This window comes from Cellulomonas algicola (assembly GCF_019024305.1).
GTDB lineage: Bacteria > Actinomycetota > Actinomycetes > Actinomycetales > Cellulomonadaceae > Cellulomonas > Cellulomonas algicola.
Genome location: NZ_JAHKSJ010000006.1, coordinates 481021 through 493987 on the forward strand (window position 1 = coordinate 481021; position 12967 = coordinate 493987).

The following is a 12967-nucleotide window of genomic DNA, read 5'->3' on the forward strand; positions in this document are numbered from 1 at the left end:
GGACGGCAGCGAGGCCGGTGCCGGGACGCGCTCACGGGGCCGTCCCGCATCGAGAGGAGACCCGCACACATGACCGTCCGTGCACGCCCACGCACGCTCTTCGCCGCCCTGGCGGCGGTCGCGGTGGCCATCGGCGCCGCCGTCGTCACGTCCGCACCCGCCTCCGCCCACGGTTCCGTCACGGACCCGCCCACCCGGAACTACCGGTGCTGGGAGGTCTGGGGCTCGGACCACCTCAACCAGAACATGAAGAACGTCGACCCCATGTGCTGGGGCGCGTACCAGCACGACCCGAACGCGATGTGGAACTGGAACGGCCTGTATCGCGAGAACGTCGGCGGTCGGCACGAGGCCGTCATCCCGAACGGGCAGCTGTGCTCCGGCGGCCGCACCTTCTCGCCGCGGTACGACTACCTCGACACGCCCGGCCCGTGGGTCGCGAAGAACGTCCCGACGAAGTTCCAGCTCACGCTGACCGACGGTGCGAAGCACGGCGCCGACTACCTGCGCATCTACGTCTCGAAGCCGGGCTACGACCCGACCACCGAGGCGCTCGGCTGGGACGACATCACCCTGGTCAAGGAGACCGGGCGCTACCCGACGACGGGCCTGTACCAGACCGACGTCGACCTCACGGGCTACAGCGGCCGTGCCGTGCTGTTCACGATCTGGCAGGCCAGCCACCTCGACCAGCCGTACTACCTGTGCTCGGACATCAACATCGGCGGCACCAGCACGCCGACGCCGACCGTGACCCCGACGCCGACGGTCACGCCGACGCCGACCGTCACGCCGACGCCGACGGTCACCCCGACGCCGACCGTCACGCCGACTCAGAGCCCGACGCCGACGCCCACGCACACCTCGGGCCCGGGCACCTGCACCGCGACCGTGAAGGTCGTGAACTCGTGGAGCAACGGGTTCGTCGGTGAGGTCACCGTCAAGGCCGGCTCCAGCGCGATCACCGGCTGGCACACCGCGATCGGCGGCACGACCGTCCAGCAGGCGTGGAGCGCCACCCTGTCCGCCGCGAACACGCTGACCAGCGTCGACTGGAACAGCAAGCTCGCCGCGGGCGCCAGCACCACCGCCGGCTTCATCGGCAGCGGCAACGGCCAGGGCGTCTCCGCGGTCTCCTGCGGCACGCACTGACCGACCGGCTCCACCGCACCACCCGGACGCCCGTCGTCCTGACCCGCACGGGTCGGGCGGCGGGCGTCCGGCATCCCGACCGTGGTCCGGTCGGCGGGTGCGGCGCTCGTCGTCCCAGCGGCGGACCGCGGCGGTCGGCGGGCTCATCGCGGCGCCGGTCGGCGGCGTGCGGTGCCGACGGGGTCCTTGGTCGTGACCGCGGCGCGCGGCAGGATGAGCCCGACCGACCCGCCCGACGACCGACGGAGCGCCCCGTGCCGAGCGACCCCCCTGACCACGAGCCCACCGGCCCGGACCCGTCGGACGAGCGCCGCACCGAGCCGCCCTCGCTGTTCTGGCGCCGTCGCGGCTACTGGCTGCTGCTGCTCGTCGCCGCGGTCGTCGCCCTCGGCCTCACCTTCGCCTCGCGGCTCCAGTGACCGCGCGTCCGGGGTCGGCTCAGTCCAGCGGACCGGGCGCGAAGTAGCCCTGGACGTCCTCCAGCAGACGCACGCTGCCCGCGTCGTTGTAGAGGACGTGCCCGCCCGGACCCAGCCCGACGACGGCGCTGTTCGCGAGGTCGATGCCCTGCCGCGTGTTGAGGTTGCTCGCGAAGGGCCGCGACGCTCCCGCGGGGTAGGCGGTGACGTACGACGTGGGCGCCGTACCCGCGGTGCTCGTCAGGTTGACCGCGAGCGCCTGCGCGTCGGCCGGGATCTCGATGCCGCGTCCCGGGGCGCCGACGAGCCGCTCCTTGCCGGCGCCGAGCAACCCGTCACCGGTCGTGAGCCGCCGGTGGTCGAGCGGGTAGAACGAGACGCCACCGCTCTCCGTGTACCAGCCCTGGACGTCGACGACGACGTCCGTCCGGCCCGCGTCGTTGTAGATCTCGATCGACCCGTCCTCCGCGAGGGGGACGACCGCGAGGTTGGCGACGTCCTGCCCGCGGCGGGCGTTGAGGACGCTGGTCGACCGTGCCGCGGTGAACCCCGTGGGGTAGGCGGACAGGTAGGACGTCGCCGCCGTCGTGCGCGTCGCCGTGAGGTTGACCGCGACCGCGACCGCGTCGGCCGGCATGTCGGTCGCGAGCTCCGCGAGGTCCACGCGGCGCGCCTCGCCGGCGTCGAGAGGTCCACCGTCGGTGCGGGAATCCAGCACCCGTTCGGGCGTCACGGGGACGTAGCCGGCACCGGACGGGCTGCCGCTGTCGTAGTACCCCTGGAGGTCGACGACGACGTCGGTCGGGCACGCGTGGTTGTAGAGCTGCACCCAGTCGGCCGGGTCCTCGTAGCGGGTGCCCACGCGGATCGTCGTCAGGTTCGCGACGTCTGCCCCAGCACGCGCGTTGACGATGCTCGACTCCGCGCCCGTCTCGTACCCGACGATGTTCATGCCGACCGCGATGTAGTCGGCGGCGCACTGCGTGCGCGTCGCGGTCACGTTGAGCACGAACGCGACGGGCTCGCCCGGCAGAGCGGGCATCGGGAACTTGTACCACTCGTTCCGCTGCATCGGACCGTGCCCGTTGACCCGGGTGTCCACGACACGTCGGGGGACGACCGGCACGTACCGGCCCGCGGCGAGCATGGCGAACGACGTCTCCTGCCACGGCCCGTACGTGCTGTAGAGGGCGTCCCACACGCCGCCGCCCAGCAGCTCGTACGGCGCCGGGTACGTCCGCCCCCAGTTGTCGTAGCTGGGCATGTACCGGCCGGCGGGGTCGACCACCCGCATCGCGGCGCGACCCGCGGGCTTCTCGGCGGGCAGGTCGAGGACGAAGCGACCGGGATCGACCGGGTCGTCGGCGGTCGTGGCCGAGAGGAGGACCGTGCCGAAGCTGCCGTCGGCGTTCACGGCGACGATCTCGACGCGCATGGCGGCGAGACCCTGGTTGGTCGTGATGGAGAAGACCCGGCCGCTGAACGTCCTTCCCGCTGCCGCGGCAGGCGCCGCGACCCCCGCGAGCAGGAGCCCCACCACGAGTGCTCCCACAGAGGCGAGCGCACCGAGCACGCGCAGACGCACGACGTTTCCCCGTCCCGCCGCGCACGGTCGGCGACGGCACCCCACCCTGGCGGCCTCGCGCGCGTCAGCCCATCGCCCGAACGGGTGATGTCGCTGGTCCCTGCCGCGGCGGCGGGCAGCCGCTGCCCACCGCCGCGTGCCCGACAATGGGGGGCGTGACCGCGACGCCCTCCACCCGGCTGCCCCGTGTCCGCGCCTCCGAGCTCGTCGGGCGGGGGTGGCTCAACACCGGCGGGCGGGACGTGACGCTCGCGGACCTGCGCGGCAAGGTCGTCGTGCTCGACTTCTGGACGTTCTGCTGCATCAACTGCCTGCACGTCCTCGACGAGCTGCGCGAGGTCGAGGAGCGGTTCCGCGACGTGCTCGTCGTGGTCGGGGTGCACTCCCCGAAGTTCGTGCACGAGGCCGACCCGGTCGCGCTGGCGGCCGCCGTCGAGCGGTACGAGGTCCACCACCCCGTGCTCGACGACCCGGGGCTCGTCACGTGGTCGGCGTACACGGCCCGCGCGTGGCCGACGCTCGTCGTGGTCGACCCCGAGGGGTACGTCGTCGCGCAGATGGCCGGCGAGGGGCACCGGCACAACCTCGAGGTGCTGCTCGACGAGCTCGTGGCCGAGCACGACGCGAAGGGCACGCTGCACCGCGGCGACGGCCCGTACGTGCCGCCCGCGCCGACCGCCGGGACGCTGCGCTTCCCCGCGAAGGCCGTCGCGCTCCCCGGCGGGTCGCTGCTCGTCGCGGACGCCGGGCACCACGCGCTCACGGAGGTCGCGGCCGACGGGTCGACGCTGCTGCGGCGCCTCGGGTCCGGCGAGCGCGGGCTGGTCGACGGCGGGCCGGACGACGCCCGGTTCAGCGAGCCGAACGGCCTGGCCCTCGTGCCCGACCACCTGCGGGACTCGCTCGGGTACGACGTGCTCGTCGCCGACACCGTCAACCACGCGTTGCGCGGCGTGCGCCTGGCCGACGGCCACGTGACGACCGTCGCGGGGACGGGTGAGCAGCTCATGGTCGGTGCGGCCGACAACGTGCGCGGCGGCGGCACGGGCGCCGGGTACGACGGTCCGGCGCTCGACGTGCGCCTGTCGTCGCCGTGGGACGTGGTGTGGTCCGACGCTCTCGGCGCGTTCGTCGTCGCGATGGCCGGCAACCACACGCTGTGGTCGTTCGACGGGACGCGGCTGCGGCACGTCGCCGGGACCATGAACGAGGGCCTGCTCGACGGGTCGGGCGCCGACGCGTGGCTCGCCCAGCCGTCCGGGCTGTCGGTCGGGCCCGACGGCCGCGTGTGGGTCGCCGACTCCGAGACGTCCGCGCTGCGCTGGCTCGACCCCGCCGACGGGACCCTGCACACCGCCGTCGGCGAAGGGCTGTTCGACTTCGGCCACCGCGACGGGCGCGCCGACGATGCCCGCATGCAGCACCCGCTCGGCGTCGCCGCGCTGCCCGACGGGTCCGTCCTCGTCGCCGACACCTACAACGGCGCCGTGCGTCGCTACGTGCCGCCCGCCGACGGCGAGCCCGCCGGTGCCGGCGAGGTGACGACCGTGGCGGGCGACCTCGCCGAGCCGAGCGGCCTCGTCGTGCTGACCGGGGGCGCGGCCGGTGACGGCGGGCTCGACGTGCTCGTCGTCGAGTCGGCGGCACACCGCGTCACGCGCGTCGCGCTCCCGGCCGGTGCCGGCCAGGTCGTCGACGGCGGCGCCCACCGCACGCAGCGACCCGTGACGGACCTCGCGCCCGGCGACGTGCTGCTCGACGTCGTGTTCACGCCCGCCGCCGGCCAGAAGTACGACGACCGGTACGGCCCGTCGACCCGCCTGCAGGTGTCCTCGACACCGCCCGGGCTGCTGCTCGACGGCGCGGGCGACGACGTCCCGCTGACCCGCGCGCTGCGCCTCGACCCGGCCGTCGGCGACGGTGTGCTGCACGTGACCGCGCACGCGGCGTCGTGCGACGCCGACCCGGCCGTCGAGTACCCGGCCTGCCACCTCAACGCGCAGGACTGGGGCGTGCCGGTCCGCGTCGTCGAGGGCGCTCCGACGACGCTCACCCTCCCCCTGCACGGCTGACGCCGCACCGGGGCACCGGTCAGGAGGCCCCGAGGACCGCGACGGCGACCAGGGCGTCGAGCGAGGTGTCGACGACCTCGCCCGTCGCGGCCGTCGCGGAGACGCCGATCTCGACGACCCACGGGCCGTGCTCGACCACCGTCGTGGACGACTCGGCCTGCGTCACGTCGACCGGTGCGCCACCGCGCGCGACTGCGGACGCCGGCCCGTCGGACGGGTCACCGGGACGGCGCATGAGCACGGCCCACCCGGCACCGCCGAGCGTCTCGGTGGCGGCGGCCGCCAGCGCGCACAGCCGCGGGACGATCCCCGACTGCGCGGCGACGATCGCGGCGGTGCCGGCCACGACGACGCGCTCGGCGGTCACGGCCGGGTCGGCGGTCGTCGGGGCCGCGGCTCGGAGCGCGCGCGCCCGGGCCCGCTTGGCCCGGTACTGCGCCATGTCGGCCTGCCGGAACAGGTGCCGCGCGGACGTCGCGCCGGTCACGGCCGTCGTCGCGATGCCGTAGGAGATCGCCGCGCCGTGCGGGAGCGGGAACTCGGCCACGGTCGCCGCGACGACCTCGGCGACCTCGACGCGGCGCCGCCCGACCGTCACGAGGCAGAACTCGTCACCACCGATGCGCGCGGCGGTCGAGCCGGGCAGCGCGTCGGACGCGCGCCGCAGGACGTCCGCGACCGAGCGGAGCAGGTCGTCGCCGGTATCGTGGCCGAGCTCGTCGTTCACGCGCTTGAGGCCGTCGACGTCGCACATGACGATGCACGTCTCCAGGCCCGACTCCAGGGCGGACTCCGCCGCGGAGTCCGCGACGCGGCGATTCGCCAGACCCGTCAGCGGGTCGTCGGCGACCAGGTGCCGCACCTGGCCCTCGAGGTCCACGCGCGCGATCGCACCGCCCAGCAGCGCGCCCAGCACCTCGGCACGCGCGAGGTCGTCGACGCCGAACAGCGGCGACCCGAGCTCGCGCATCGCGTACAGCTGGCCCCAGACGGCACCGTTGACCACGACGGGCGACGCGAGCGCCGACGCGCCGTCGATCTCGCGCAGCGTCTGCACCTCGACCGCGTCACCCGCGCCGGCGTCGGAGCCCGTCACGGGCCGGCCGGCGACGTCCACGGCGTGCGCGACCCAGCTGACCCGGTCCCGGATGAGCCGTCGCAGCGCGGGGCGGTCGTCGGCGCGGTACGACGCGCGCACGCGCCACACGAGGCGCGGGTCCGCGGGCTCCGGCACGACGCGGACGACGCGCGCGGTGTCCTGCTCGATGCGCAGCACCGCGAAGGAGCTGGCACCCAGCATGTCGACGCCGGCGGTCGAGGCGACCTCCACGACCTCGTCGAGGGTGCGGCAGCGGTCCAGCCGGTGCGCGGCGGTCGCCAGGCCCCGGACGCCCACGAGCGCCGCAGCAGACCGATGGTCCCTGCGGGTCCCCTCGGCGGTCCCCCGGCGCGTCACGCGCCCATCATCGTCCCTCGGACACCTGTCCGAACAGTTGAGGGCATGAGAGGTCCATGAGATCACCCCGCCGCCGCGTCGGATCGGCCCGCCGGCGGGTCCGGTGCGGCACCAATTGCCCCGATCGTGCTGAGCCGAACGGGTGAGGCGGGCGTGCCCCGCGTCGACGCTCCGCCGTCCCGCCGCCGAAACCATTCGCCGGGTTGTCGACGCTCGTCGGACGCGGCGACCCTGACGCCACCCTGCCCCCTGGCGGCCGCACGACCCGGCGAGCCGCCGGCAGGAGGCGCCCCGCGGCGACGACGCCGCACGTCGGAAGGAGTCCCGCCATGTCCACCGTCACCGCCCTGCGACGCAGAGCCCTCGTGGGCGCCGCGATCGCCGGGCTCGCCGCCGCGACGCTCGTCGCGCTGCCGGCGTCGCGCGCCGAGGCCCACGGCGGCCTCACCTACCCGCAGACGCGCACGTACGCGTGCTACCTCGACGGGCTCGCGGGCGGACAGGCCGCCGGTCAGGCGGGCAACATGCTGCCGACCAACCCGATCTGCCAGCAGGCGCTCGCAGCCAGCAACTACCCGTTCTACAACTGGTACGGCAACCTGCTGGGCACGATCGCGGGCCAGCACCAGACGATCGCCGACGGCACGCTCTGCGCACCGGACCCGAAGTTCGCGGCGTTCAACACGCCGAGCACCCAGTGGCCCACGACGAGGCTGCAGTCGGGCGGGCGGATCACCTTCCAGTACGCGGCGACGGTGCCGCACCCCGGCTGGTGGACGCAGTGGATCACCAAGGACGGCTGGGACCCGAGCCAGCCGATCGGCTGGGACGACCTCGAGCCCGCGCCGTTCGACCGCGTGCTCAACCCGCCGACCCGCTCGGGCGGCCCGACCGGCCCCGAGTACTACTGGACCGCGCAGCTGCCGCAGAAGACCGGCCGGCACGTGATCCTGTCGATCTGGGAGCGCACCGACAGCCCGGAGTCGTTCTACAACTGCTCCGACGTGGTCTTCGACGGCGGCGGCACGACCGACCCCGGCGACCCGGGCGACCCCGGGGACCCGGTCGACACGACGGCGCCGACCGCGCCCGGCACCCCGACCGCCGCAGCCGTCGACGGGACCACCGCCTCGCTGACCTGGGCGGCGTCGACCGACGCGGTCGGCGTCACGGGCTACACGGTGCACGACGCCGCGACGGGGGCCGTGCTGGCGCGGCCGACCTCCCCCGCGACGACCCTGTCGGGTCTCACCCCCGGCACCTCGTACTCCGTCTACGTGACCGCGACCGACGCCGCGGGCAACGTGTCCGCACGGTCGTCGACGCTCACGTTCAGCTCCGGGACGGTCCCCGTCGGGTCGTGCTCGGTGAAGTTCGACGTGTCCAACGCCTGGTCCGGCGGCTTCGTCGGCAACGTCACCATCTCCAACGAGTCGATGACGCCCGTGAACGGCTGGCAGCTGACCTGGACCTTCACGAAGGGCGAGAAGGTCACGCAGGCCTGGAACGGCACGGCCACGCAGTCCGGGGCCGTCGTCACGGCACGCAGCGCCGCGTGGAACGGGACGATCGCGCACCACGGAGCGGTCACGTTCGGGTTCATGGGGTCGAGCAGCGGTGCGCCGGGTCAGCCGACCGGGGTCGCGCTCAACGGGCTGCCCTGCGCGCTCGCCTGACGAGCGCCTCGCCGCGGGTCACGAGGGTCCGGTCGCCACGGCGGCCGGGCCCTCGGCCGTGCGTGGCGCGGGACGCGTGCGCGGCCGATCGCGCGCAGCGCGAGTGCGTCCGGCAGGTCGCGGGGAGCAGGAGGTACGCCCGACGAGCGGCGCGAGCGAGGCGCGGTCAGGCGCTCGCCGTGATGGCGCCGACGACGCGGACCTTCACGGCGACACCGTCGACGGCCGGGGGCAGCGGGGTGGACCGCCCGCGCGCGGACACGTTCACCTGGAGCAGATACCCGTCGCCGTCCGGTGTGATCCCGATCCCCCGCACGTCTGGTCGCCCGGCGAGGTCGGCGCGCAACCGTTCTTTCGCTGCACGCGCCTGCTCGAGATCCGCCATGCTGCACCGCTTCCCGCCGGCCCACGCCGACGTCGGGCGGCTCGCCGGGCAGGGTCAGGTGGCGAGCGTCGCACCGAGGGCGTCGAGCACAGCATCGATCGGGTTGAGATAGGTCAGCCCGGACCCATTCTCGCCTCCCGTCTCCGAACCCGCAAAGAGCAAGCCCAGGGCGACGCCGTCCTCCCGGTACACGAGCGACCCCGAGTCGCCGCCGCGCGAGAACGCCGACGCACCCGTCGACTCGACCTCGATCTGCCCGTCGAACGCGATCTCGCCGAGCTCCTCGCCGTAGCCCACGACGACGTCGTCGAGCTCGATCGCGGTGACCTTGCCGTGCGTGACGGACGTGGTCCGGCCGATCTTCGCGACCTGCTCGTTGCCGACGGCCGGTGCGGTCGTCGTGACGAGCCCCACCGGGTAGCGCAGGTCGACCTCGGGGTCGTCGAGCAGCGCGACCGCGCAGTCGACGGTGGCCCGGCCGTGCGGCTCGAGCTCGACGCGGCCCGCGAGCTCGCCGACCTTGTCGCGCGAGGTGCGGCCGCCGTCGGCCGGTCCGGGCTGGAGGACCGGGTCGCCCATCCGGGCCGACGGCGTGCCCGACAGCACGTGGTAGTTGGACAGCGCGTGCATGCGCCCGTCGACGACGACGAACGCGCCGAGGGTCCCCGCCGACACCTTCGCGTGCGCGATCGAGACCCCGGGCCGCAGCGGCCGCACGCGGCCGGTCTCGCCGAGCGAGCGGGCCGTCACGACGGGCGGACGCAGGGTGATCGACGGACCGCCGCCGGGTCCCGCGAGCGTGCGGATCCGACCCGTGCGCCGCACGTCGGCGGCCGGCCCGACCTGCTCCGCGACCTTGCGCGCGATGCTCCGCACCGCCGGGAAGCCCAGCCGGTAGCGCACGGCGACGCCGTACCCGCCGTCGGCCAGCGGGGCGAGCCCCAGCGCGAGCGGCACCGCCGCGGCGTGCATGTCCTGCACCTGCACGCGTCGCTGCGCGAGCTCCCGCACGTAGTCGCTGACCTGCGCCTTGACCTCGCGCGCCTCGCGCTCGTCCATCGATCCCATCGACCCCCCTGCCGATCGCCGCCCGGTGGTGTCCCGGTGCTTGGCGGCAAGTCTGCCGCGTCGCACCGACACCCGCCGGGCGACGTCCGCGGTCGTGGCAGGACGCACGACGACAGGGACGCGGGACCGCAGCCGCCGCACCCGGCGACGGGCGCGGTGGGTCAGCCGCGCGGGGGGAAGATGCCCTGGAGCGCGATGATGAACGTGAGCACCAGGTACGGCGGCAGGTTGTCGTGCGGCAGCCCGCCGCCGGTCACCGACAGCGCGCCGGGGCTCATCGTCAGCGCACCCGGGCCGCCGCCGTAGAGGTCCTCGGTGACCCGGCCGAGGCGGCTCGTCGCCCAGGCCGCACCCGACGGGTTGCCGGTCGTGCCGCGGGTGCCGTCGGGCAGGGTCGCGACGGGGTGGCCGTGCACGGGCATCTCGGACTCGAGCAGCGTGACGGTCTGCGACCCGAGCTGCTCGCCGAGCACGACGTGCTGCAGGCCCGGGCCCTGACCGTGGTGCACCGGGCTGCGCCCCTGCAGGTCGGGCAGCCCGAACGTGCTCCTGCCGTCGCCGCCGTAGGTCGTGCCGAGCAGCGAGAACAGGGCGGTGTTCTGGGAGATGGGCATGAGCTGCCCGTTGCACAGGGCCCACCCCTTCGGGGCGAAGTTCCCCGCGAACATGCGGATCTCGGCGACGAACGGATCAGCCATGGGTCAGTCCCTGCTGGGGAAGATGCCGACCAGCGCGATGACGGCCTGGAGGGCGGCGTACGGGGGCATGTTGGGGTGCGGCTGCGAGCCGCCGACGTGCGCGACGAGCCCGTCCGCCATGACGGCCTGGGGCGTCGGCCCGTAGTGCGGCGCGTCGGTCGAGGCCCAGCGGGCGGCGCCCGGGACGGAGCGGTCGGCGGTGGACGCCGCGCTGACCGGGTGCGTGTGCGGCGGCAGCTCGCTCACGGTCAGCGTGTGCGTCTCGGCGCCGCCCGCCTGGCCGAGGGTGAACCCCGGGCCGACGTGCACCGGGACGCGTCCGCGCAGGTCCGGCAGCGCGAAGTTCACGCGTCCGTCGCCGCCGTACTGGGTGCCGAGCAGCGAGAACAGCGCCTGGTTCTGGTTGATCGGCAGGAGCTGGCCGTTGCACTGCGCCCAGCCGCGGGGCGGGTAGCCGAACGCCGTGAGGCGGATCTCGGCGAGGAAGGGTTCCGACATGGCGTGTCCTCAGTCCTGCTGGGGGTAGAGGCCGAAGAGCGAGATGATGAACGACACCGCGAGCACGGGGTGCCGGTTCTCGTGCGGCTGCGAGCCGCCCGCCGGACCGACCGCGTCGGCGGCGAGCGTGGTGCTCGGCGTGACCGACGGTGCCACGAACGCGGGTGCCGTCGACGCCGCCCACACCGCCCCCGCGGGCGACGGGCCGGTCGCGGCGGCGACCGACGCCTGCGGCCGGTGCGTGTGCTGCGGGATCTGCGGCGTCGACAGCGTCACGGTCTCGACGCCGCCCGTCTCGCCGAGCACGTACGTCGTCGTCGAGCGCGTCCCGCGCCCGACGTGCAGCGGCGAGCGCCCGCGCAGGTCGGGCAGCGCGAACGTGTTCACCCCGTCGCCGCCGTACGTCGTGCCGAGCAGGGTGAACAGCGTGTCGTTCTCGGAGATCGGCACGAGGCTGCCGTCGCAGAACGCCCAGCCCGCAGGGGCGAAGTTCCCGGCGAACATGCGGATCTCGCCGATGTACGGCGTGGACATCATGCCTCCGTCCCGGCGTCGGCGGCGGGGCCGCGCGTGCCGTCGGTCGTCGGGTGGGTCAGGTCGGTGGGGTCGGCGGCGCCGGGGTCGTGGCCGGTGGGGTCGGCTCCGGCGGGGGCGTCGTCGGGGACGACGAACGTCGCGACGAGCAGCGCGCCGTCGGGGTGCGCGGCGCTCGGCACGGCGAGCAGCGTCTGGGGCCCCGCACCGGGCAGGTCGAGGACGACCGTCTCCTGACCGGTGCCCGCCGGGGCCAGGAACGTGACGTCCCACGTCGCCCAGCCTGCCGAGGTCCGGCGGTCCGAGCAGGACCGGACGGTCCACGTGCCGTGCGGGCCGGCGGGGACGACGGCGCCCACGGCGGCACGCCAGTCGGACCAGGTGGCGACAGTCACGGGCGGGCCTCCAGCAGCACGTCGAGCACCGTCCCGGCGGTCGGCGAGGGGGCCTCGGCGTCGTCGACCGGGACGAACCCGAGCCTCGCGTAGAGGGCGGCGGCGCGCACGTTCGTCGCCCGGACGTGCAGCCGCACCGTCGTACCGGCCGCGTGGGCGTCGGCGAGGACGTCGCGGAGCACCGCGGTGCCGGTCCCCCGGCCCTGGTGGTCCGGGTGCACGGCGACGTCGAGGACGTGCACGACGCCGGCCTCGCGCCGCGCGGTGACCAGGCGGCCGACGGGGACGCCGTCGACCTCGACGACCGCGTCGTCGGTCGCCGTCGCCGCGAACGCGGCCTCACGTGCGGCGTGCTGCCCCCGCAGGAACGCTGCCGTCGTCGCGTCGTCCCAGCCGAACCCGGCGACCTCGTCGGCGCGCGTCGCGGCGTAGAGTTCGGCCACGAACGCGGTGTCGGCGGGCGACGTGCGGCGCAGGGTGAGCACGGCCGGTCCTCCCCGGAGACCCACTAGACGGTCCGGTCGACGACGGCCTCGAGGTCCGTGCCGTCGGGGCCGACCGGTCCGACGAACAGGACGAGGTCGCCGTCGTCGTGCGAGAGCGTGCGGATCGCGCCGGGCAGGTCCTGCGTCGACGCCGCGCGGAACGTCAGGGCGAACGCGTCGGCCGTCGGCGCGGCACCCGCGGGTCCGGTCACCGCGGCCAGCGTGAGGACGTGGGTCGTGCCGTCGGCGTCGGTGCGGAACCGGCTGCCCACGAGCGCCCGCACCGCGGCGAGCTCGAGCGGGAGGGTGCGGCGCGACAGCGGGACGCCGACCGCGACGGCGACGGCCCCCACCGCCACGGCCCCGGCGCCACCGGCGAGGACGGCGCGGCGCGAGACGGTGCGGCGCTGGAGCACGGCGTCCTCCTGTCGGGCGGGGCGTGCGGGGGGCCTCGAGGGCAGGTCGGCACGGTGGTCAGGGGTGTGCGCGACGGGGGTGCGGAAGGTCGCGCGGCGTCGTGAGCCTACGAGGTTTCACCCCCGCC

Annotated in this window: 14 protein-coding genes; 4 read left to right on the top strand and 10 right to left on the bottom strand. The window is 75.0% G+C overall.

Annotated features, from left to right (window positions below):
- Positions 1-69: 69 nt before the first annotated feature.
- Positions 70-1152, top strand: coding sequence for a lytic polysaccharide monooxygenase auxiliary activity family 9 protein (locus tag KOV94_RS06330; protein ID WP_124343751.1), 1083 nt, complete (start codon positions 70-72; stop codon positions 1150-1152).
- 254 nt (positions 1153-1406) lie between these two features.
- Positions 1407-1571 (top strand): hypothetical protein, encoded by a 165-nt coding sequence (locus tag KOV94_RS06335; protein ID WP_218051529.1) that lies wholly within the window; start codon positions 1407-1409, stop codon positions 1569-1571.
- A gap of 19 nt (positions 1572-1590) precedes the next feature.
- On the opposite strand, the gene KOV94_RS06340 is transcribed toward KOV94_RS06335, so the two are convergent.
- Positions 1591-3123, bottom strand: coding sequence for a hypothetical protein (locus KOV94_RS06340; RefSeq protein WP_124343752.1), 1533 nt, complete (start codon positions 3121-3123; stop codon positions 1591-1593).
- 179 nt (positions 3124-3302) lie between these two features.
- Between KOV94_RS06340 and KOV94_RS06345 the strand changes: the two genes are divergently transcribed.
- Entirely contained in the window at positions 3303-5228 is a 1926-nt protein-coding gene (locus tag KOV94_RS06345) for an NHL domain-containing thioredoxin family protein (RefSeq protein ID WP_218051530.1), read from the top strand.
- Between the two features lie 19 nt (positions 5229-5247).
- Here the strand turns inward: KOV94_RS06345 and KOV94_RS06350 are convergent, their stop codons facing one another.
- The gene (locus KOV94_RS06350) at positions 5248-6684 is read right to left on the bottom strand and encodes a GGDEF domain-containing protein (RefSeq protein ID WP_124343754.1); all 1437 of its coding nucleotides are present in this window, start codon (positions 6682-6684) and stop codon (positions 5248-5250) included.
- Positions 6685-7013: 329 nt separating this feature from the next.
- Here KOV94_RS06350 and KOV94_RS06355 point away from each other — a divergent pair, with 329 nt between their 5' ends.
- Positions 7014-8360, top strand: coding sequence for a lytic polysaccharide monooxygenase (locus tag KOV94_RS06355; RefSeq protein WP_124343755.1), 1347 nt, complete (start codon positions 7014-7016; stop codon positions 8358-8360).
- A 166-nt stretch (positions 8361-8526) separates the two neighbouring features.
- Here KOV94_RS06355 and KOV94_RS06360 read toward each other — a convergent pair whose 3' ends face one another.
- The 8 genes from KOV94_RS06360 to KOV94_RS06395 all read right to left on the bottom strand — a co-directional run bounded on the left by KOV94_RS06360 (position 8527) and on the right by KOV94_RS06395 (position 12839).
- Entirely contained in the window at positions 8527-8745 is a 219-nt protein-coding gene (locus tag KOV94_RS06360; protein WP_124343756.1) for a hypothetical protein, read from the bottom strand.
- Positions 8746-8799: 54 nt separating this feature from the next.
- On the bottom strand, positions 8800-9813 hold the full coding sequence (locus KOV94_RS06365; protein WP_225916123.1) for a chymotrypsin family serine protease: 1014 nt from the start codon (positions 9811-9813) through the stop codon (positions 8800-8802).
- Between the two features lie 161 nt (positions 9814-9974).
- Positions 9975-10511: a phage tail protein gene (locus KOV94_RS06370; protein WP_218051531.1), complete on the bottom strand. Its 537-nt coding sequence runs from the start codon at positions 10509-10511 to the stop codon at positions 9975-9977.
- 3 nt (positions 10512-10514) lie between these two features.
- On the bottom strand, positions 10515-11009 hold the full coding sequence (locus KOV94_RS06375) for a phage tail protein (RefSeq protein WP_218051532.1): 495 nt from the start codon (positions 11007-11009) through the stop codon (positions 10515-10517).
- Positions 11010-11018: 9 nt separating this feature from the next.
- Positions 11019-11543: a phage tail protein gene (locus KOV94_RS06380; protein ID WP_218051533.1), complete on the bottom strand. Its 525-nt coding sequence runs from the start codon at positions 11541-11543 to the stop codon at positions 11019-11021.
- Positions 11543-11938, bottom strand: coding sequence for a hypothetical protein (locus KOV94_RS06385; protein ID WP_124343761.1), 396 nt, complete (start codon positions 11936-11938; stop codon positions 11543-11545). Before KOV94_RS06385 ends, KOV94_RS06380 begins: the two co-directional genes overlap by 1 nt.
- Positions 11935-12423 (bottom strand): GNAT family N-acetyltransferase, encoded by a 489-nt coding sequence (locus KOV94_RS06390; RefSeq protein WP_218051534.1) that lies wholly within the window; start codon positions 12421-12423, stop codon positions 11935-11937. The genes KOV94_RS06385 and KOV94_RS06390 overlap by 4 nt, the downstream gene beginning before the upstream one ends.
- 23 nt (positions 12424-12446) lie before the next feature.
- The gene (locus tag KOV94_RS06395; protein ID WP_124343763.1) at positions 12447-12839 is read right to left on the bottom strand and encodes a DUF6916 family protein; all 393 of its coding nucleotides are present in this window, start codon (positions 12837-12839) and stop codon (positions 12447-12449) included.
- Positions 12840-12967 lie beyond the last annotated feature (128 nt).

Bases quoted from the DNA above. Each gene is read 5' to 3' on its own strand.
- KOV94_RS06330 (WP_124343751.1), top strand. From the start codon at position 70: ATGACCGTCCGTGCACGCCCACGCACGCTCTTCGCCGCCCTGGCGGCG.
- KOV94_RS06345 (WP_218051530.1), top strand. From the start codon at position 3,303: ATGGGGGGCGTGACCGCGACGCCCTCCACCCGGCTGCCCCGTGTCCGC.
- KOV94_RS06355 (WP_124343755.1), top strand. From the start codon at position 7,014: ATGTCCACCGTCACCGCCCTGCGACGCAGAGCCCTCGTGGGCGCCGCG.
- KOV94_RS06360 (WP_124343756.1), bottom strand. From the start codon at position 8,745: ATGGCGGATCTCGAGCAGGCGCGTGCAGCGAAAGAACGGTTGCGCGCC.
- KOV94_RS06365 (WP_225916123.1), bottom strand. From the start codon at position 9,813: ATGGGATCGATGGACGAGCGCGAGGCGCGCGAGGTCAAGGCGCAGGTC.
- KOV94_RS06370 (WP_218051531.1), bottom strand. From the start codon at position 10,511: ATGGCTGATCCGTTCGTCGCCGAGATCCGCATGTTCGCGGGGAACTTC.
- KOV94_RS06375 (WP_218051532.1), bottom strand. From the start codon at position 11,009: ATGTCGGAACCCTTCCTCGCCGAGATCCGCCTCACGGCGTTCGGCTAC.
- KOV94_RS06380 (WP_218051533.1), bottom strand. From the start codon at position 11,543: ATGTCCACGCCGTACATCGGCGAGATCCGCATGTTCGCCGGGAACTTC.